Annotated in this window: 20 protein-coding genes; 1 reads left to right on the top strand and 19 read right to left on the bottom strand. The window is 60.6% G+C overall.

All coding sequences use genetic code 11. The features are described from left to right. Positions 1 to 8: 8 nt before the first annotated feature. The 10 genes from ACNFBR_RS07305 to ACNFBR_RS07260 form a co-directional block, all read right to left on the bottom strand. Entirely contained in the window at positions 9 to 1,067 is a 1,059-nt protein-coding gene (locus ACNFBR_RS07305; RefSeq protein WP_416734277.1) for a hypothetical protein, read from the bottom strand. Beyond that, positions 1,067 to 5,785, bottom strand: coding sequence for a phage tail tip fiber protein (locus ACNFBR_RS07300; RefSeq protein WP_416734276.1), 4,719 nt, complete (start codon positions 5,783 to 5,785; stop codon positions 1,067 to 1,069). Before ACNFBR_RS07300 ends, ACNFBR_RS07305 begins: the two co-directional genes overlap by 1 nt. Then, positions 5,782 to 6,180 carry a DUF6950 family protein gene (locus ACNFBR_RS07295; protein ID WP_416734275.1) on the bottom strand — a complete coding sequence of 133 codons (399 nt, stop codon included), beginning with the start codon at positions 6,178 to 6,180 and terminating at the stop codon, positions 5,782 to 5,784. The genes ACNFBR_RS07300 and ACNFBR_RS07295 overlap by 4 nt, the downstream gene beginning before the upstream one ends. A 3-nt stretch (positions 6,181 to 6,183) precedes the next feature. Further along, entirely contained in the window at positions 6,184 to 6,783 is a 600-nt protein-coding gene (locus ACNFBR_RS07290; protein WP_416734274.1) for a hypothetical protein, read from the bottom strand. Further along, complete coding sequence (locus ACNFBR_RS07285; RefSeq protein WP_416734273.1) at positions 6,783 to 7,367, bottom strand: hypothetical protein; 585 nt, start codon at positions 7,365 to 7,367, stop codon at positions 6,783 to 6,785. Before ACNFBR_RS07285 ends, ACNFBR_RS07290 begins: the two co-directional genes overlap by 1 nt. Before the next feature lie 38 nt (positions 7,368 to 7,405). Continuing rightward, complete coding sequence (locus ACNFBR_RS07280; RefSeq protein ID WP_416734272.1) at positions 7,406 to 7,540, bottom strand: hypothetical protein; 135 nt, start codon at positions 7,538 to 7,540, stop codon at positions 7,406 to 7,408. A gap of 21 nt (positions 7,541 to 7,561) precedes the next feature. Further along, positions 7,562 to 10,042 carry a phage tail tape measure protein gene (locus ACNFBR_RS07275; protein ID WP_416734271.1) on the bottom strand — a complete coding sequence of 827 codons (2,481 nt, stop codon included), beginning with the start codon at positions 10,040 to 10,042 and terminating at the stop codon, positions 7,562 to 7,564. 44 nt (positions 10,043 to 10,086) lie between these two features. Continuing rightward, positions 10,087 to 10,413 carry a superinfection immunity protein gene (locus ACNFBR_RS07270; protein ID WP_416734270.1) on the bottom strand — a complete coding sequence of 109 codons (327 nt, stop codon included), beginning with the start codon at positions 10,411 to 10,413 and terminating at the stop codon, positions 10,087 to 10,089. 283 nt (positions 10,414 to 10,696) lie between these two features. Continuing rightward, positions 10,697 to 11,164 carry a phage tail assembly chaperone family protein, TAC gene (locus tag ACNFBR_RS07265; RefSeq protein ID WP_416734269.1) on the bottom strand — a complete coding sequence of 156 codons (468 nt, stop codon included), beginning with the start codon at positions 11,162 to 11,164 and terminating at the stop codon, positions 10,697 to 10,699. Between the two features lie 7 nt (positions 11,165 to 11,171). Then, entirely contained in the window at positions 11,172 to 11,663 is a 492-nt protein-coding gene (locus ACNFBR_RS07260) for a phage tail tube protein (protein ID WP_416734268.1), read from the bottom strand. 146 nt (positions 11,664 to 11,809) lie between these two features. On the opposite strand from ACNFBR_RS07260, the gene ACNFBR_RS07255 reads away from it, so the two are divergent. Further along, positions 11,810 to 12,286 (top strand): hypothetical protein, encoded by a 477-nt coding sequence (locus ACNFBR_RS07255; RefSeq protein WP_416734267.1) that lies wholly within the window; start codon positions 11,810 to 11,812, stop codon positions 12,284 to 12,286. A gap of 150 nt (positions 12,287 to 12,436) precedes the next feature. Here the strand turns inward: ACNFBR_RS07255 and ACNFBR_RS07250 are convergent, their stop codons facing one another. From ACNFBR_RS07250 to ACNFBR_RS07210, 9 genes are read right to left on the bottom strand one after another with little or no spacing between them, the layout of a single operon-like run. Further along, entirely contained in the window at positions 12,437 to 12,805 is a 369-nt protein-coding gene (locus ACNFBR_RS07250; RefSeq protein WP_416734266.1) for a DUF3168 domain-containing protein, read from the bottom strand. Next, positions 12,802 to 13,287 (bottom strand): HK97-gp10 family putative phage morphogenesis protein, encoded by a 486-nt coding sequence (locus ACNFBR_RS07245; protein WP_416734265.1) that lies wholly within the window; start codon positions 13,285 to 13,287, stop codon positions 12,802 to 12,804. The genes ACNFBR_RS07250 and ACNFBR_RS07245 overlap by 4 nt, the downstream gene beginning before the upstream one ends. Then, on the bottom strand, positions 13,280 to 13,621 hold the full coding sequence (locus tag ACNFBR_RS07240; protein WP_416734264.1) for a phage head closure protein: 342 nt from the start codon (positions 13,619 to 13,621) through the stop codon (positions 13,280 to 13,282). Before ACNFBR_RS07240 ends, ACNFBR_RS07245 begins: the two co-directional genes overlap by 8 nt. Beyond that, entirely contained in the window at positions 13,621 to 14,097 is a 477-nt protein-coding gene (locus tag ACNFBR_RS07235) for a head-tail connector protein (protein ID WP_416734263.1), read from the bottom strand. The genes ACNFBR_RS07240 and ACNFBR_RS07235 overlap by 1 nt, the downstream gene beginning before the upstream one ends. A gap of 3 nt (positions 14,098 to 14,100) precedes the next feature. Next, positions 14,101 to 14,325, bottom strand: coding sequence for a hypothetical protein (locus tag ACNFBR_RS07230; RefSeq protein WP_198750624.1), 225 nt, complete (start codon positions 14,323 to 14,325; stop codon positions 14,101 to 14,103). A 41-nt stretch (positions 14,326 to 14,366) separates the two neighbouring features. Next, entirely contained in the window at positions 14,367 to 15,623 is a 1,257-nt protein-coding gene (locus ACNFBR_RS07225; protein WP_416734262.1) for a phage major capsid protein, read from the bottom strand. 9 nt (positions 15,624 to 15,632) lie between these two features. Beyond that, positions 15,633 to 16,334 (bottom strand): HK97 family phage prohead protease, encoded by a 702-nt coding sequence (locus ACNFBR_RS07220; protein WP_129932379.1) that lies wholly within the window; start codon positions 16,332 to 16,334, stop codon positions 15,633 to 15,635. Continuing rightward, a complete protein-coding gene (locus tag ACNFBR_RS07215; RefSeq protein WP_416734261.1) occupies positions 16,331 to 17,665 on the bottom strand; it encodes a phage portal protein in 1,335 nt (444 codons plus the stop codon). Before ACNFBR_RS07215 ends, ACNFBR_RS07220 begins: the two co-directional genes overlap by 4 nt. Next, positions 17,658 to 17,822 (bottom strand): hypothetical protein, encoded by a 165-nt coding sequence (locus tag ACNFBR_RS07210; protein ID WP_198756446.1) that lies wholly within the window; start codon positions 17,820 to 17,822, stop codon positions 17,658 to 17,660. Before ACNFBR_RS07210 ends, ACNFBR_RS07215 begins: the two co-directional genes overlap by 8 nt. Positions 17,823 to 17,824 lie beyond the last annotated feature (2 nt).

The raw sequence follows: 17,824 nt of genomic DNA, 5'->3' as shown, positions 1-17,824 counted from the left end.
GTGATTCCTTAAAACGGCTTCATTGGCCTGGAGGCAAACAGCGTTCGCCCATTTACGCTAACCGGGTTCACCCCATCGTTGTTCTCGCAGTACATCTGCAGAACGTCCCGTCTCCCCGGCAGAAACCCTCCGAAATTGGCGCGAATCGGCTGGGCGGTCTGTCCGATATTGGTGTTCGAGAAGAGGGCATTGCCCAAAATGTAGTCCTCATAGCTACCCGTCCATGCCATTTGCGCGGGTGCCGCGTAGTAGCCAGCTCCAGAAATGGGATTGCCAGCAGTCACGAATGAATTGGTCGACGGCTGACTGTTGAGCAGCGAGAGATTGGCCGTAGTGACAAACAATCGGTTACCAGCGGCATCCTTCACCGATGCACCGTACTCTCCGGCTTGCGTGCTCGGCGCCATATAACTCGCGCAAAACCACTTGATGGCCATCGGGTAAAGAGCTGCGTCACCGTGTGCAGACTTGGACGGGAAGGACTGGATACGGAACCCAGTCCAGTTACCCGGAGACCCCCTGATATAGAAGTTGCCGATCATCATGTAGTCGGCGGCGTTGAAGAAAATCAGCGGCCGCTCATACGTAGTGATGGGCGCAGGAAATGTAACATCTCCCCACTGGATGAAATTGCCTGAGCCTGGCCCCTGCTCGCCAAGGTTGAGCGCCCCGTTGTATCTGACGCTCAACAGTTTGTTCACCGCATCGATCTGGGTCCGGATGTTGTTATTGCTGGCACGGATGCCGTAACTGCCCGGCGCCGCGAATGGCTCTCCACCCCGGGACAGGATCATCACCTGCCATGTAAGGTTTCGAGGCTGGCGAAGCTGAAGCTGACCGGTTGAATACCACGCCTGCGGACTGTAGGTGCCGTACTCCCCGCCATCGAAAAGAGCGTCCACAACCACGAACGATTCCGCCTGAATCTCTGGGATCGCAACGTATTGGTCAAACGCCCCATTACCCGCAACCTGCATCATTTTCAACGAGCGGATCGGGGTAATGGTGGTGCCTAGGGTGATGGCTCCGGCCGCATCCCGCGTCCGAAGCCCATACAAATCAGCCATCAGGTAAGTCTCCCCACTGCTGTCCGCTCGATGCCATTGGCGTCGTAGACGTACAGACCGCCGTTGTTGAGCAGCGTCGAGCCGTTGGCATCCTGCCCGCGCACAGTGAACGATCCTGAAGCCAGGTTGATCTCGATCAGCGGCAGACCCTGAGCGTTAACCGCTTGGGACCGGAGCGTCATGCCGACAATCAGGTTCTGGATGAAAGCCTGATTGATCAGCGCCGAGTTCAGGAACAGCTGGCCATCCTGGAATACAAACAGGCTTGCCTCAGGCCCGTTCAAGCCATTGATGATCGCCACGCGGTCGGCCGACAGCAGAATCTCGCCAACAGACCCATCACTTCCCTGGATGATGCCGGTGGCCACCCTCTTGCCACTGGCGTTCGTTTCGGTCTTCCATGACGAGATCGCTGACACCCGGCCATCCACGCCGGCCACCGTATCACTGACCATCTGCACTGAAGCACTGACAGCTTGCACCGAACCTTCTACACCGCCGATTTGAGACTGAACGGTGTCGATACGCTTGCCCGAGGCGATCCCATCCTCGATCCGCGCCGACTGTTCGGTCCAGACACCCACCAAGCCACCCGTAGCGCCAGCTAGGCCAGTGCTGTCGCCCTCCATTTCCGGGTTCACCTGGACATACAGTCCATCCAGGCGGCTGGCCTGCGCGGTGATCGCGGTGCCCTGCTGCTTCACCGTGGCGTCCATCTGGCTTATGGCCGTTGCCTGGGCACTGTTCACGCCCTCGGCATCGGTCATGCGGTTGGTCAGGCTCAGCAGCGATTGCCCTTGGCTGGTGAGCGCCGTGCCTTGCTGGGAAACCGTAGTGCCCAGAGTGCTGATCGCTTCGCCGTTGGCCGCATCCGCAGCGGTTACCCGCCGCCCCACGATGTTGCACCACAGTGATCGCCCGGCGCCATCTGCCGGCTGTATCCGCGTAACAAAGCGCGCCGACACTGCCGCCGCTGGGGCAGTCAGTCGCCCGGAGAACGTCTGAAAGCCCCCGCCCGCCGAGAAGGTGAAGGCGTTGAAGTAACCCAAGCTGGTGTCGGCCTTGTCGAAGAACTGCAGCTGGAAGTTGCCGGTTTGCCCTGTCGTCATGTAGGCGCGATAAACATCCGCCGACAGGTCGAACTGCTCACCACCCGAGACAATGAACCGCCCCGGGCCGCAGAAGCTGTTGGCATAGAACGCGATCGCCTTGCCGGCGGACGGATGCGCCGTCAGTCCGGCAATCCCCGGGTTACCCGTCCATGGGTCGACCAGGCCATCTTCAAACGTGCCCCGCAACACCAGATTGTCCGGCTGCTGGCTCAGCGACGCCTTCAACTGGGTCAACGAGTTGCCTTGGCTGGTGATCGTGTTGCCCTGCCCGGTGACTGTCGACTGCAGGGTCTGCAGCGCTGACGCATCCGCTTTGGAAGCCAGCTGTGTCAACGCCGACTGGGCAGCCGCGGCCGCGTCGGTGGCCACCTTGTCGGTCACCGCCACCCAGGCCGAACCGTTCCATCGTTTCGGGGTGTTGGCTGCGCCTGTGGTGTCGATCCACAGGTTCTGCGCCAGGCGGTCAGCCACAGCCGGCGCCGTCGCTTGCACCAGCACCTTGCCTTTTCCGCCCGCCAGCGTGGCCGCGTCCTGTGCGGCCTGCTGGGCAGCGGTGACGTTCTGGTTGGTGGTGGTCAGGCTGCTGCCCAAGGCGGTGACGGCCGAGGCGTTCGCCTCATCACCACTGATCCGCGCATTACGCTCGTCCACGACCGAGGCCACCGATGCCGACGGCGCGATCTGGCCGACCGCAATCCAGTCGATCTCGAACACATCACCGGCCGCCGAGCTGAGCCACAGGTAGAACCTGGTGATCGTGCTGTCCGACCAGTCGCTGCCACCGTTGGTCAACTGCGACATGTCCCACTCGAGGACCATGGTCTGCCCGACCGCCAACCCCGGGTCGGCGATCAGCTTGCGGTACGACGAAGACGAAGCATGGTTGGCGGTGACGTAGCTGACCTGGCCATTCCAGCCCGAACCTGCACGCCGCGTGATGCGACAACGGATGCGGTCATGATCACGACCTTTGAGCGAAACCACCGGAGAATTGAGGTATGCCGCCCCGGTACCGTCATTGGTCACGATCAGCCTGCCGTTCTCGACAGCCAGCGTACAGCGCGTGCCACTCCAGCCCTCGACTGTCGAAGCGAAACCGTAGTTCAGTGCCGGATCGTACCCGCCCGACTCGGCGCGCAGGCTGGCAATCTGCGAAGCCATAGCCGCATCGGCAGTGGTTCGCGCCGTGGTCTCATTGCTGATCGCCGCGGCGTTCGAGGCGGTGCCGGCCGCCACGGTATCAATGCGCTGACCCAGCGCCGAATCGGCATTGGCCCGGGTGGTGGCCTCCGCCTGGATCGCAGCCGCGTTGTTGCCTGCCGAAGCCGTGACGGTGTCGATCTTCTGGCTCAGCGACTCGTCTGCTGACTGGCGGGCCTGCGCCTCACTGGTGATCGCCGCCCCACGCGCCTGGGCTTCGGACAGCAAGCCTTGCGCTCTGGCAGCGGCTTCGTCACCGATGGCCTTGGTGCGCGCCTGGGTTTCGGCGGCAATAGCTTGGTTTCGAGCCGTCGCCTCCCCTGTAACCGCCTGGGCGCGTGCAGCCGCCTCAGCCGCAACCTTCTGGGCAACCGAGCCAGCCTGAGTCGGAGGACCGGAGATCAGCGAAATCTCCTGGCGCAGTACGGGTGCCAGCTGTCCTGCTTCGATCTTGTCCTTCAGCGCGCCAAGCATGTTGGTCATGTCGGACGACGTAGAAGCCACCACCTTCAAGAAGGCACTCACACCATAGGCATTCTTCGAGCGCACGAAGTAGGCGTAATTCGTGGCGAACGCAAGACCTGTGTGGGTGAATGTCAGCCCTTGCCCCAAAAGCTCGCCCCGCGTGGCCTGCGGGTTGGTCGAGAAGAAGAACTCGTAGATGCCCCCATTCAGGCCGTGCAGCGTGTTGCCCGGGATCAGCGTGATGGTGTCGATGGTGGCCTGGACTACGCACGATTCAGGGATGGGCGGCCCGTCGATGCTGACGTTGATGCTGGCCTCGCCTGAGCGAGTCAGTGGGCCGAGGGCGGCGACACTCATCGTGTAACTGCCCGATGGCAGGCCAGAAAGCGGAAGCTGCAGGGTGGTTGCCGGCACCTGCTGAGCCTGCACTGCTGTCCCGCCTTGGCGCACTGTTACGGCATAGGCCGTGACCACGCCAGCCGGCTGCACCCAGCTCAACACACCCTGGGTAACTTCTGCGGTTCCATCTGGCGTCCAGACCAGACCGGTAGGACTACCCAGACCGCCAGCCGGCAGATTGATGAAGCCGATCGGGTTGTACGGCTGACCAACCGCATCGTCGAAGATAGCAGGCTCGTATTGCGAAACGGTCACCGTGCAACCATCGTCGGCGGCCATGTTCCAGTCGGTGACGATGAACTCACCGACCATATTCAAGGATGGCAGGTTGACGCGCACGACCCGACCAGGACGGCAGTTGTAGCCAGCAAAGTTCATTGGCAGCTGGAGCGAGCCGCCGGCGCGTGCCCGGCGCAGCTTGATATTGGCCAAGCGCTGCGCCTGATAGGCATCGGTCACATACCCGAGCGACATGGATTCAGCAGCCTCGCCGCCGTCCTCATCGACCCACTGTTGAATGCGGACCTCAGGGAAGTCGGTCTCTGCCCAGGTCTGCGAGGGATCGATGAACGTGCCGGTGACGATGTTGATGGCCGAGTCGTTGTTGACTTCGGTGGTGCCCGAAACCGTACCGACAATCATGTCTTCGGTGATTTCGAAGTCGTAGGGCCCATAGTAGGCCCCGGCCTGCATCATCCACTTGCCGCCAATGCGGATCAGCTGGCCGGCGCAGGACTCTTCCAGCTTCTGGATTACCTGTGTCCGTTGCTCATCGGCGCCGATGACGCAGCCGGTGCGGTAGCGAATGCCTGATGTGCCGTCGGCGTTGGCCACGGCCTCGTCGCAGACGTTCGCAGCGCTGGCAAAGGTCTCGAAGACGATCTCGTCATCAGGCACCCTACAGCGCGCACGCAGGAACCAGAGCATATGCAGAGCGGTGTTGTCGCTGTAGCCCGTCATGCCCGTGCGTGGGTCGTACAGGTCATTGCGACCGCGCACAACAAAGCGCACATCAGGGATGCCAGAAGGGAATTTCTCAGCGTTGTGCTTGAGCGACAGCCGAACGAACGACAGGCCGCGCCCGATCTGGGTGTCGCGCCAGTCGCGGCAGTTCGCCTTCAAGAAGGCATTGACCTGGGACGGGTCTACCAGCAGTTCGTAGGAGGCGTATTCACCGTATGTGGCAATCTCTTCCTCGCCCAGGTAGATCCCATCCAGGCCGGCGATCGCGCCCTCGCTGAGGACATAGACCAGGTGCAGCCATTCGCCATCGGTCTGTTCGCCGGATTGCTCCTGGGCCCAGACCAGCACGCCACCGGTGCTGGCCCTGCCGAGAATGAACCGAGCCGGCGCTTTTGACGAGCGCACGGTCTGTGCCGACGGCTCGCTGCTGTAGCCGCCGCTCTTGAGCGCGGCATCCTGCTGGGAACCAACAAACAGGCCCACGGCCCCGCCGATGAGGGCGAAGCCGATCCCGCCGGTAACAAAGCCCAGCGCTGCGCCGGCAGCAACCAGCGCGACCTTCCTGACTGCCTTGCTCATTCAACTCTCCAGACAACCAGGGGCTCGCAGGCAATCCGCCCTACCCCATCCTCGGTTACCGACCAGAACTCGCCGGCCCAGAACACCGCCACACCGCGCCCGTTCTCGCCGTCGTACATCGCCACGTCGCCACGCTGGATGAACGCCGGATTGACGCGCTGAAAGCACGCATCCCAGGCACCATCGAGCGAGCCGTGGATCTTCTTCAGCAGGCGCTTTGCGCCGGTTTCCGTGGTGTAACGGCCCCGGTACTGCGCGGCCGGGTCGATTCCGCAGACAGCCAGCGCGCAGTCAGCCGCAAACAGGCAGCAGTCAAATTCGCCCCATGAAAAAGGCCGCTCAGTGGCGGCCTTGATCGTTTGGGCAAGTTGTGTGGTCCAGTCTCGATTGCGCATGGTCTACTCGTAGCTGAAGGAAGGTGCGTCCTTGCTGGCCCCCCAGTAGATGGGCCAGTCGGCCATCTGGGCGACGGCAAAGAAGAAGCGGTCATCCTGGTGGCGGGCGCGGTGGTTCTCGTCGGTCCAGCGCTCGGTGGCGAGCCTGCTCCACTCGGCCATGCGATCGATGATTGGCACCCGTATGGCATTGCCGTCGCTGCCGTTACCGCTGTAGGCGAACTGGGCCGCGTCCATGCGCCCGCTGAACAGAATGTCGGCCGCATACTCCCCGGCCTGGTTGATCACCACGAACAGCAGCTTGGCGTTTCGCCCGCGGCATCCCTTCAGGCTGGTCTCGCTGATGATCGAGGCGTCGAGGCCGTTGAGGGTCAGCTCCACACTCATTGGCGAGCCGGAGCTGCTGCTTTCCTGGGCCTGGCCAACTTCGCCAAACGTGCCCACCCCTTGATACGTGATGCCGTCCAGCACCAGGTCACCGGTGCCGGTATGGGCGAACACCATGCCGTCAGGGAAATCCAGCTGGCAGGCATAGACCGCCATGAAGCGCCCCTGCCCAATGATGTCGACCACGCGCTGACTGAAAGGGAATGAACCAGCCATCAGAAGGCCTCCCTGAACTCGAGCGCGCCGTTGGCCACCAGAGGCCGCAGGGTCAGCGAGTGCGAGTCGCTGGTCCGGCGCATCTCCGCATACGGCGCCTTGTACTCGACTGCGGTACCGGCGGCGATGGTCTTGCGGATCGGCTTGTTGACGCTGATCACGACCTGGCCGAAGCCGTCCGAGATGGCATCATCGACGACTTCGAACATGACCCCGCCGATGGTGATGTAGTCGCCCATGGAGAAGACCTTCTTGTTCGGCGTCACGCCGCCCAGACGCATCGCGGAGGCCTGAGCGACGGCCGTGACCACCACAGGCGCGCCAATCGAGTCGGTACGAGTGCGGGTGAACGCCGGCAGGTTGAACGTGTTGAACATTCCCTGCAGGCGGCCGATGAACGCCGTCAGAATCCGCTCCTCCTCCCGGGACAGCGCCGAGAACGTCAGCTGGCACTGCCAGTAAGCCCCCGGGTAACCCACGATCTGCTGGGCATTCGACAAAGTCGAGGTGAACGCCCGGTTGTTGTAGACGACGCCCCAGGTCATTTCACTCGGGCATAGGCCTTCCGGCCATGCGATTGCCATGTAGGTCCTCCTGGTGATCGGCCATACCCGTTCAGTGGTTACTGCGCGGGGCCTTTGCGCAAGTCCTTGAGGACCAGTTGATAGCCGAGCTGCGCACCCTGGCGCGCCGCTTCCCTGATGTGCGCCATCAGCAGCGCATCCGCAGGGTCGGTTTTCCTCTCACTTTGTGCCATTCATATTCTCCTGGCTGCACATCAGCCCTTGCGCAGCTGCTGCCGCGCAGGACCGTTACTGCGGAAGTCTTTGATGACCATCTGGTAGCCGAGTTGGGCGCCTTGGCGTGCCGCCTCCTGGATGCGCGCCAGCGTGGCCTCGTCAGCGGTGCCCTGCACCACGATGTGCTGTTGGATAGGCGGCATTGAGCTGCCACCGCCCTGGACACCGCTGGATGACTGGATATCGTCGAGGGTTTTATCAAGCTTGGCGCTCGTGCCGGCAGTCGTAACGCGTTCCCCCTTCTGGAGCAGCCAGGTGCCTTCACGCGGCACGCTGTCGATACCGTCGTGCGCCATACCAACCAGGGCCAAGCTGCTCGCCAAGCCGGTGGTGGTCGTGATCGCCGCTGCAGCAGGCGCTGCGTTGGCACCGAACGATGCAAGGGAAGCCATCGCAGCTGCCGGAGCGTAGGCGGCAGCCATAGCAGTGCCGGTTGCCGCAGCCAAGGCTGCCGACGAAGCGGCCGCCGCATCGCCGATGGCAGCGTTCACCGCCATTTGCAGACCGACCTTCACCAGCATGTGTAACAGGTCATCGGCAATGCCTTCTGCGAAATCGCTGAAGTTGAATTCGCCTGTCTTGACGAACCCAACCAGTTCATCCTCCAGGCTGCCCAGGGCATTACTGGTGACATCGTACATTTGGGACGACAGGTCGCGCGCATGATCGGCATAGTCCTGCCAGGCATCCTTGGCCCCGTCCAGCCAGGTGGTCTGCAACTCGTCCTGCTTGCTGTAGTAGTCGACCTGCATCGACAAGCGCTCTTCCAGCGAGGATTGCAGCAATTCCGCTTCCCGCTTGAACAAGCTTTCGCTGATGTCGCCCGAGTTGCGTTGGGCCTGCAGGTCGGCGTACTTCTGGTCGAACTCCTGGCGAATCTCCAAGATACCCTGAAGCCGCTCCCGGGTTTTGCTGCCCATGCCGGCACCGACGAACTCCATGTTCAGGCCAGACTGAGCCGTCGCGTTGGCAGCGGCCAGAGTCGAGGCATACGACGCGGCCTTGGCATTCTCCTCGTTCGCGATCTTGAGCTGCTTGAGCTTGTCCAATTCCTCGGCCAGGCCCTTTAGCTTGACCTGCTGCAGCGATGTGATGCCCTTGAGCTTGCCGGACTCCACTTCAAACTGCAGCTTCGCGACTTCCGTTGCGTCTTTGCGCTTATCCACCTCGGTGTTGATGAGCGCTATCTCGCGTTTGTAGCCTTCCTCAGCCGCATCAAACTGACCTTGCAGTTTTTTGCTCGCAGCTTCTGCCGCCTTTGCGGCAGCCTGCTGGTCTTTCGTGATAGCTGTGAAGCTTCCAGTGCCGCCCTTGCGCATCTCCGCAAGTAAGTCGGCCAGTTCCTTCACCTGGTTGGTATTGCCACTGCTAGGTTTTTCATCGAAGGAGGCCATCAGGTCGCCATAGCCGGTGGCAAGGTCGCCCATCTTCGCCTTGGCATCTCCAATGCTCTTGCCCATGGCATCGATATTCTTGAAAGCATTGTAAATGCGCACCGGCGGTAGGTAGCGGTCCCACCACTTTGCCTCATCGCCGCCAACCATCGCATCATCTACATCAGACAGAGACTTCAGGCCGATGCCGAGCAGATGAATACCAGCCACAGTGCCGACAGCAAACTTACCCAAAGCGCGCAAGCTGGCCGCGAGATCGTCGGAAACTCGCTTCGCTAGAACACCGTTGATGGTTGTATCGCTCAGCCTCGTAGCAAAATTGGCGAGCGTAGGGAGCATCGCGCTAGTGATCTGGTTAGAAAGGCCACTGACAGACTGATCGACGAGCCACGTTGCAGCTTTCAGCTCTTGCGCGGCCCGGATGGTCTTGTCATCCATGATCGCGCCCGCAGCTTCGGCTGCATCACCAAATCGCTTGAATCCTTCCGAGTTATTCCTGAGCAACGGCAACAGCAGAGTTGCATCGTTTGCAATTGCTTCAAGGTAGAAGGTCATGTCAGATTGACTTACCTTGGCTTTTTCGAGGCTGGACACATAAAGTCCAAGAGCCTGGCTGCCGCTTAAGTTCCTGAACTGCTCCGCGGTCACGCCAACTTTCGGAGCAATCTGCTCAAAAAAGTCGGCCATTTCGCCGCCGCCAGTATTTAGAAAATCACCAACCTTATCGTTTACGTCCTTCAGGATGTCGGAAAGTTTATCCTGCTCTATCCCTACCGTCTTTGCGCCAGCCGCCAACTTTTGAAAATCTGAAGTACTGACGTTGGCTACCGAAGCCAAGTTCGTAATTTCTGACGCTGAGTTAATTGCTGACACGGTGATGGCAGCGAGAGCAGTTACACCGGCAGCAACTCCTGCACCGATTGCCGTACCCACTGCCTTAGCATTTTTTTCAACTTGCTTACGCCACTTCTCAGAGCTGCGTTCGGCCTTGTCCATGCCAGCTACAAAACCACCAACTTGCGCTATCACATCAAGAGTCAGCGTACCTAAAGATCTTGATGCCATAAAAACACTCCAAAAAAAAACCGCCGATTGGCGGGTATGCGCTGTTAGCCCAAGAGCCGGGATTTCTCCCTTTCAAATTCTTCCGCCGTGAGATCCCCCTTCCTTTTTAATTCAGAGATCCGTTCAAGCTCTTCATATTTACTCGGACTCGAAGAGCCTGAATTCACAACATCATACCGCTTGGCGCTGCCAACGAATGCCCATACCAGGCAAACCACCCAGACAATACCAGTCCAACCCAACAACAGGTTGATTAAGAATATAGCCGTGTAGTTTTCATGACGACGATAGAACGCCACCATCATTGGCAGGATATAAATGAAGAATGAGGCTGCAGCTATAATAAAATAGCTGCCGTAGATGAGTTCCATGGCCACTCCCTTGGATCGAAACCGCTCAATCTACCACCTTGCCCGCCGATGGCCAAAAGTGATCACGTCCAAGTCGCCATTGCGAGTTCAAGACTGGCCAGCACCTGATCCCCATGCCTCATGAAATCATCCGGGGCATAAGGCTCTGGCCGGACCTTGCGATCACGCATCTGGTTGGCCAGCATCGATGCCAGCAATGCAGCACCTCGCTCTACGCGCATCCCCACATGAAGCGAGCCGCGACGCCTCTGGTACTTCACCCAGGAATGGAACTCGCGCAGGCTCAGGTTTTCTTGCGCTTCCGCGATGGTGCGGCCGCCGACTCCGGCGAGGACGAGTTCGTGCCAGAGCTCGTCGAGGTCGGTGAGCTCGTCGTCTTTCCCAGGTTGTTCACCTCATGTATGGCGGTGAGCAGCGCTACGGTGAGGTTTCCGTCCAAGGCGCCAAGACGCTTGGTGCTCTTGGGGTCCTTCGCCAGCTCAGCCTTGTCCAGAGGGCCATGGGTGATATCCAAGACCGAGAAGACGGGCTGGCCCTCCTCGTTGCAGATAGCCGCAGCGATGCGGCCGGCGATACTGTCTTGGTGGCCGGCAGCGGCAAGCACATCACTGACCGCCGTCTGGTAACCCAGCGGGCGCACAAACACGGTAGCTGTCAGTTGTTCTTCGCCTTGGCGCCAGGAGATTTCCTTCTCGACAGGTCGGCCAGTGAAGGAGCCGGCCTGCTGGAGAGTGTCAATGGTGAGCTTCATCGGAGCCTCAGGCTACTTTCTTGATCCAGGCGGAACCGCCCGATCGCTGGATGGAAACTGCGGTGCTGACCACAGCGTTGGCGGCGAAGTCGAACGGGAAGTCAGCCACGTACCCCTCGTACACGAACCAGGTGCGACTGTCCGGCAACTCGAAGTCATCACCCTCGGCGCTGACTGTCGGAACAGCCGTGCCGTCAGACCAGCCCACGGCCCACTTGATGCTGGTATCACCGTCAGCTTCCGAGAGCTGATGCAGGCGGATGTGGCTGGCGTTGTTGGGATCAGCGTTGATGGTTAGTGAGGCCTGGCCAGGAGTGCGCAGACCGGGCTTGTAGGTACGCTCCTTCGAGCTGAGGCAAGTGTCCTCGATTTGCTCCTTGGGAGAGCCGCCAGGGTTGAATGCCGTGGCGCACTCCACCTCCATAACGGTCTTCGTACCGATACCGGATACAGGCGGCACCAGCGCATAGATCTGGGTGCCTTGAGTCAAAATCGACATGGTGGTCTCCTGTCGGGCAAAGAAAAACCCGCGCTTGGCGGGCTGTGGTGAACTGTTTGGTTATCCAGAGTGGATGGAAACCCAGTAACGGGCATTGCCTGGGCCGTAGTAGCGTTGTGCCTGCACAAACGAACTAAGGATTTTTCGTGAGCCAGTACGCTATCCCCGTTGAATCACGCTTCGCACCAATCAAATTCGCGAGAAAGGACGGAAACGTTTACAGCAATCCTCCTGGGCGACCAGTGATCTTGGCCTCTCTACGCCATGATCCTGACCACGGCAGCGGTCCAAGAATTATTTCAAACTACAAAGAGATCTACGCACTCGTTGATACCGGCGCGGACCACAACTACGCAACACCAGAGCTGATAGCAGAAATTGGTTGCCCACAGATTGGAAAGACAACAATTCGGAGTGCCAATGGATGGAGTGAGTCAACTCAACATTTAGCGCACATTTTTTTGCCTGAGGTTGGCAAGCAGTTCGAGACTGATGTGTTCTCGTCTTCCCTGGTTGATGATGGCGACGGCGGGCAAAGCCTCATCATTGGGGTCCTGGTCATCAAGACTGGCAGGCTTGTGATGGACTTCCAAAGCGACATCTACCGCCTCTATGTCGATTGAGCAGGCCCTTGTTGAGCACTCATACAAAATCATCGCACGATTGGTGGCGATGGGTTCTCGTTGAGCTCGCTTCGCCGGACGGCCAGTCATGATCATCATTGCGTGGGACTCAGTATCCGTATGCATTCTACCTCCTAGATCGAAGACCACTTAACGGCGGACTATCCAGTCCACGTCGAAGTTGGCTCGGTAATTCTTTGTGGTAGGGTCGCGCCCTTCGCCGCCCCATCGGGTGACATAGGCGCTCAGCTCAATTGCGTCTCGGATAGCGTCGCGCACCTGCCGCACTGAAGTGCCGGTGGCGCCGTATACATCAACCTGCAGCGTGACGTTGTCAGCATCCGGGCGGCCGGCCAGGTAATTCTCCGGATCGCCGTTGACTACCTGCCACACCGCGTATGGCTTGGCTACACCCTCAGGCGCCTCGCCGAACGAGTAGAGCCGGAGGCTTGCGCCAGAACCGAGCAGCGCTGTGACCGCTGCAGCCTGCGAGCACAGCTGGAAAATTGGTGGTGTCATGAGGACGCAGCCTTTTTCGAAGCGCGCCGGATGGCGCGGTCTATCGCTTTTTCGTACTCGGTGACAAAGGTCGCCGTCACCTCGCTGATGCTGTTGGCCAGGGCCGGGCGCATGAACGGAACGGCGGCCATGTGCTCGGCGCCGAGTTCGATCAAGCGCCAATGCGGCGTCGGCGAGTTCGGGCTGAGGTCGCCGCCATCCTTGAGCACGGCGCCGTGCAGCACACCGATCCGGAACCCAAGGGCGCCGGTCTGTTTGAAAAGCTTCCCGTTCCAGCGCAAGACGATGTTGTCAGCGATTGAGCGCCCGGTTTCCTTGTCATCAATCCGCTCAGCGCCTTCCTTGGCCTTCTGAACCACGATCTGAGCGGCTTTGCGTAATGCGGCACGGCCACCCTTTCGGCGAACGTCATAGCTGACCGAGTCCAGTTTCCCCAGCAGGCCATCCAAGCCGGTAATGCTGAACTCGACGCCGTCAGCCATCTTTCACACCTTTCGAAACGAGGATGGTCAGGTACTCCTGGCCGGACTTGTCGTCCTCCAGGGGCGGTCCTTCGATGCTGTACACCTGGCCACGGTAGATGATTCGCATAGTGGGCAGCACGCCTTTGCGGTACCGGATCACCATGCGCGCCGTGGCCTCGGACTGGGCCGCCTTCGCTGCGACCAGGTCGCGAGCTGACAACGGCTCAACCCGGGCTGGGCATTTCGCCCAGCGCGGCACCCAATCAGGCTCACCAAACTCGCCGGTCGCTTCATCGCGAACGGGGGTGAACTCCTCGATGTCGATGCGGTGCCGGAGCTTGCCGGCCTGCATCACACACCCATCCGGATGCGATAAGGCATCAGCAGGTGCTGGGACGCCAGCGGCAACTCGGTGGCAATGGTGCCGGTGACAACTTCCTCTCGGTTGGCGAACAGGTGGCCCAGCTTGAGCAGGCAAGCCGCCTGGATGGCGGGGTTAACAACCATGCCGTAGGCGATGGAATCCGCCAGGTCGTAGGCATCCGCCAGGGCCTTGCGTGCGTGCTCAAGTAAACGGCAGCGCATGGCGTGGTCCTGCTCCGCCTCCGCTGCAGCGACCGCGGCTGCGTTCGCCTCCTTGGCTTGCTGCATGTCCGCTGGTACGCCAGCGCGGGCCTCGTCGAGAGCAACCTGGTCCAGGTAGAAGCGCCGATTGAGAAACTGCATCGCCGATTCCTCCGCCGCATCGAGCTGAGCCTGGACCAGTACCTGGTCATCAGGTTCGGCCAGCAGGTGGTGCATGGCGATATCGATGGCGATCACGGACATGGATCACTCCTTGGGCTTGGTGGCCGCTCCCTTGCCGCCTTTGTTGGCCGGCTCCGGCGCCTTCTTGTTCTCGGGTTCCTCGGCTTTCTTCACGTCGTAATCCTCGATCAGGCCATTACGCAGCAAATCGCGAGCACGCAGCTCGTCGACGGTGATTTCTTGGTTGCGCTTGACGTACGCGCCGCCGTTGTTGAAGCCCTTGATGGTTTTAACTTTGACGTCTGGCATGTGCAGTCACGCCCGGTTTCCCGGGCGTGCTCCTGGGCTGATTACGTGGTGGCTTCGAACTCGCCGTGGACGAACGACTCTGGGCGATACACCGCCAGGGCCAGACGTTCCTCGGCGCGGATGGTGACCATGTTGGTGCGGAAGTTGTCGCCGTCCTCGGTGGAAACCTCGACAGCCGCTTCCTCACGGTCGAACACCTGGGCCGCGATGTTCATCGCGCCTACCAGGAACTCGCCTTCTGGCACTGCGTTGCTGTCCACCACCGGCAGCTTCCACAGACGCTGCACGCCGCCTTCCTGGACGTTCACCCAGATGTAAGAGCCGTTGGCGTCCTTGGTCAGCTCGATGTCGGCCCAGTCCACCGGGTTGAGGGCAATGGCCGAAGCGCGGTACTCGGCAACGCGCACCTGCAGGATCGCGCGGCGCAGGGTGTCGATCTTGGTGTCGCCGGTCTTGCGCAGGGCTTCGTTGAAGGCGGTAGCCTGCGGGATCAGGCCCAGCAGATTCTGCCCGGTGCCGTCGCCGGCCAGCAGCTGCTCCTCTTCCTTGTACTTCAGGCCGTAGATCGCGCGGCCGTTGATGTAGCTCTGCAGGAGCGGGATGTCCGACAGCACCTGCTTGGAAGCGCGGAACCAGTGGGCAATGGTGATGACGTTGGTAGTCTTCAAACCGAAGGACAGATCGGACTGGGCCTTCGCGGCGCCCTCACCCGCCTGCGGCGCGGCCATGTTCTGGAAGCCGGTTTCCTGTACGAACTCGACCGCGTTCGAGCCGGTGCGGCCTGGCATGATCAGGTCGCGAATGGTGAATTCACGCTCGGGCCCCACCACGATGCCGGGAACACGGGTCGGCTGAATGCCTACGCCGACGCCACCGGTACCGGTGGTAGCGCTGGTGATGTTGGTCACGGCCTTGCGACCTACGCGAACGATGCCGCGACCGCGAGTCTGCAGCGACTTGAAATCGTCGCACTCGGTCAGCTCTTCGCCTGCAGACTTGAAGTCGACAGGGTCGTTCGCGGAGAAGCGGCGAGCCATCTTCTGCTCGATTTCCTGCAGGCGGTCCTGCAGGCCCAAGCCATCCTTCACCAGGCCATCGAGGATGGTCTTGGTGTCGGCCAGAATGGTACCGTGCGACTTGATCTCTTCAGTGGCCTTGGCGGCGAACGCCTTGATCTCTTTGTCGCGCTCGTCCAGCAGGTCGTTAACCGCCTTCAGCTGGATCTTGTCGTCGGCGTGCTCCTTGCGCTGGAACTGGCGGTGTTCGGAGCGAGCCTGGTTGCTCATGGCGTTATGCATGATGATTCCTCAAAACGATGGGAGAGAAAGTGCCGGGCGCGATTTCAACGCCTCAACGATTTCGATTGCTGCCAGGTCGCCCTCGGACTCGCTCCGGAGCAGGTGCTGCAGCCCGCGGTTGGCAATCACCGTGGACTGAGATTTCGAGAAGCCTGCCTCGCGCAGGAGCAACTCAAATTCGGGCATCGAAGGCAGGCCGCCGTGGGCCAGCTTCGACTTGATGGTGTCGGTACGCGCCTCGTCGTTGGCGGGCACGGTGACGATCGATATCTCAATCAGGTCGAGTTTCGTCAGAGTTCGAATACCGGTCTTCTGGTCGAAGCTCGACTCTCGGACGTAGTAGCCGATCGACAGACCAGTGATCGATCTCGTCTGCATGCCTCGGAACGCGATACGGGCATAAGGCGCATCTGGAAGCCATAGTTCACCGTCGCCGAACAAGCCGTGATCGTCTTCCTTCAGGCTTTCAATGTCCCAGCTGCCAATTGGCTCTCGGGTCATGTGCTGCCACAGCACAGGGAAGGTGCGGCCCTTGGCCTTGGTATCCTCGATCGACTCGAGAAAGGCACCCGGCGCAACGACCTCCTTGTAGCTGTCGACCACGCCGAACACTGAGCCGTAGCCAGAAAAAAGGCCATCGTCACCGACAGCCTTCACGTCATAGTCGAAAGAGCGGTACTTGACCGCCGCCAGTCGATCCTTGTGTCTCATGGGGTGTTACCTCTGGGCTGGTCGTTTAGCCAGTCGAGCAATGCAGCCTTGGCCTGGTTGGCGCCACCGGGGTCTTCGCCCAGCTTGTCGATCGGCAACATGTTGGATTGCACCCTGAGCTTGGAGGCATTACCTCCTGCAGGGGGCAGGTTCTCCTTAATCCGGCAGTCATCACTGGTGTAAATGCCGTTCTGGGTCATGGAGGCGTAGAAAGCCGCTCGCGCTGCGCTATCCATGCGCAGCAGCCCTTCCGGGTTGAACTTCACGTAGAAGCGGCGTCGCTCATCAGGGCGAAGCAGGCGTCGGTTTGCGCACATCTCTATGCGCTTGATCCATGGCAGCAGGGTGAACGACAGGAAGCCGATCATCTGCTGTTCCATGCCGGTGCCCCAGCTGGTGGAGTTCTGCGTGTGCCCGACCATCCACGGCGGCACCCGGAACCAGCGGCAAATTTCTTCGACGTTAAACGCCCTGGTTTGCAACATCTGGGCGTCTTCAGGCGTCATCGACACCTGCTGATACTTCATACCCGCCTCAAGCAGCATGGTCTTGCCCGCGTTGGTCACACCCTCGTATTGCTTGACCATGTCGTCGCGCAGCTCGCCGCGCTGCTTCGGGTTGAGGATCTGGTCGGTGGAAAGCACCCCGCCGAGCTTCATCCCGTTGGCGAACATCTTGGCTGCGGACTCATCGGCGGCCATGGCCGAGCCCAATACCTGACGCCCATAGGACAGAGGCGAAAGCCCGCACAGCGGGTCGGTACCGAAAGCCCTGACGTGGACCATCTGCTCATCGGTCAGCGTGTGTGGCTTGCCGAAGCTGTCGATGAAGCGGTACTCAATACGGCCATCAGCCAGGCGCCTCGGCGGCGACATGTTCTGCGGTAGCAGGAACTCCAGACTGGTCAGTGTCCGCCCACTCATGCGCGGCTCGCAGAAAGAATTACCCTGCAGCAGCAAACTGGCCATGACGTTCTCCCAGAACTCCACTGGGGTCTGATCGGCGTTGGGCTGCTGGCTGATAACGAAGTTGACCGGGTGGGAGCTGGCCACCACCGGCGCGCCGTTCTTGTCCTCGTACAAGGCGATCGGCAGGGTAGCTATGGTCTCCGCAATCAGCCGCACACAGGCCCACACCGTCGAGAGCTGCAGTGCCGTCTGCTGGCTGACCACTTTCCCCGACGCCGAGTCGGTTCCGTAGAACTTGCTCCAGAACGTCGAATCGGTGAGACCGATGCGCCTACCTGCCCAGCCTGCCACGCTGGAAGCCATACCTGGCTCGGCGGACTTAACCAGCGCCTGGCCCAGCACCTGAGTGAGAGATTTAGCCACTGGTCAGCCCCTTGCGGATGAATCCGGCTGCAGCGAGGCAAGCGAATGCTGCTGCCAAGAGGCTGTAGCCCAGACCAGCCAGCACGTATACGCCCGCGACGCCCAGCAGCAGGCCACCGGCCGCGAGCGCCAGAAAGATGATGAGACCAGTTTTCATAG

Origin of the sequence: Pseudomonas sp. NY11955 (assembly GCF_048068035.1) — a bacterium.
Lineage (GTDB): Bacteria > Pseudomonadota > Gammaproteobacteria > Pseudomonadales > Pseudomonadaceae > Aquipseudomonas.
The sequence above is the reverse complement of the archived record's forward strand: the minus strand, read 5'-3'. Positions and strand labels throughout refer to the sequence as shown.

What these genes read in the sequence shown, in the direction of transcription:
- ACNFBR_RS07305 (WP_416734277.1), bottom strand. Translation starts at nt 1,067, where the DNA reads ATGGCTGATTTGTATGGGCTTCGGACGCGGGATGCGGCCGGAGCCATC.
- ACNFBR_RS07300 (WP_416734276.1), bottom strand. Translation starts at nt 5,785, where the DNA reads ATGAGCAAGGCAGTCAGGAAGGTCGCGCTGGTTGCTGCCGGCGCAGCG.
- ACNFBR_RS07295 (WP_416734275.1), bottom strand. Translation starts at nt 6,180, where the DNA reads ATGCGCAATCGAGACTGGACCACACAACTTGCCCAAACGATCAAGGCC.
- ACNFBR_RS07290 (WP_416734274.1), bottom strand. Translation starts at nt 6,783, where the DNA reads ATGGCTGGTTCATTCCCTTTCAGTCAGCGCGTGGTCGACATCATTGGG.
- ACNFBR_RS07285 (WP_416734273.1), bottom strand. Translation starts at nt 7,367, where the DNA reads ATGGCAATCGCATGGCCGGAAGGCCTATGCCCGAGTGAAATGACCTGG.
- ACNFBR_RS07280 (WP_416734272.1), bottom strand. Translation starts at nt 7,540, where the DNA reads ATGGCACAAAGTGAGAGGAAAACCGACCCTGCGGATGCGCTGCTGATG.
- ACNFBR_RS07275 (WP_416734271.1), bottom strand. Translation starts at nt 10,042, where the DNA reads ATGGCATCAAGATCTTTAGGTACGCTGACTCTTGATGTGATAGCGCAA.
- ACNFBR_RS07270 (WP_416734270.1), bottom strand. Translation starts at nt 10,413, where the DNA reads ATGGAACTCATCTACGGCAGCTATTTTATTATAGCTGCAGCCTCATTC.
- ACNFBR_RS07265 (WP_416734269.1), bottom strand. Translation starts at nt 11,164, where the DNA reads ATGAAGCTCACCATTGACACTCTCCAGCAGGCCGGCTCCTTCACTGGC.
- ACNFBR_RS07260 (WP_416734268.1), bottom strand. Translation starts at nt 11,663, where the DNA reads ATGTCGATTTTGACTCAAGGCACCCAGATCTATGCGCTGGTGCCGCCT.
- ACNFBR_RS07250 (WP_416734266.1), bottom strand. Translation starts at nt 12,805, where the DNA reads ATGACACCACCAATTTTCCAGCTGTGCTCGCAGGCTGCAGCGGTCACA.
- ACNFBR_RS07245 (WP_416734265.1), bottom strand. Translation starts at nt 13,287, where the DNA reads ATGGCTGACGGCGTCGAGTTCAGCATTACCGGCTTGGATGGCCTGCTG.
- ACNFBR_RS07240 (WP_416734264.1), bottom strand. Translation starts at nt 13,621, where the DNA reads ATGCAGGCCGGCAAGCTCCGGCACCGCATCGACATCGAGGAGTTCACC.
- ACNFBR_RS07235 (WP_416734263.1), bottom strand. Translation starts at nt 14,097, where the DNA reads ATGTCCGTGATCGCCATCGATATCGCCATGCACCACCTGCTGGCCGAA.
- ACNFBR_RS07230 (WP_198750624.1), bottom strand. Translation starts at nt 14,325, where the DNA reads ATGCCAGACGTCAAAGTTAAAACCATCAAGGGCTTCAACAACGGCGGC.
- ACNFBR_RS07225 (WP_416734262.1), bottom strand. Translation starts at nt 15,623, where the DNA reads ATGCATAACGCCATGAGCAACCAGGCTCGCTCCGAACACCGCCAGTTC.
- ACNFBR_RS07220 (WP_129932379.1), bottom strand. Translation starts at nt 16,334, where the DNA reads ATGAGACACAAGGATCGACTGGCGGCGGTCAAGTACCGCTCTTTCGAC.
- ACNFBR_RS07210 (WP_198756446.1), bottom strand. Translation starts at nt 17,822, where the DNA reads ATGAAAACTGGTCTCATCATCTTTCTGGCGCTCGCGGCCGGTGGCCTG.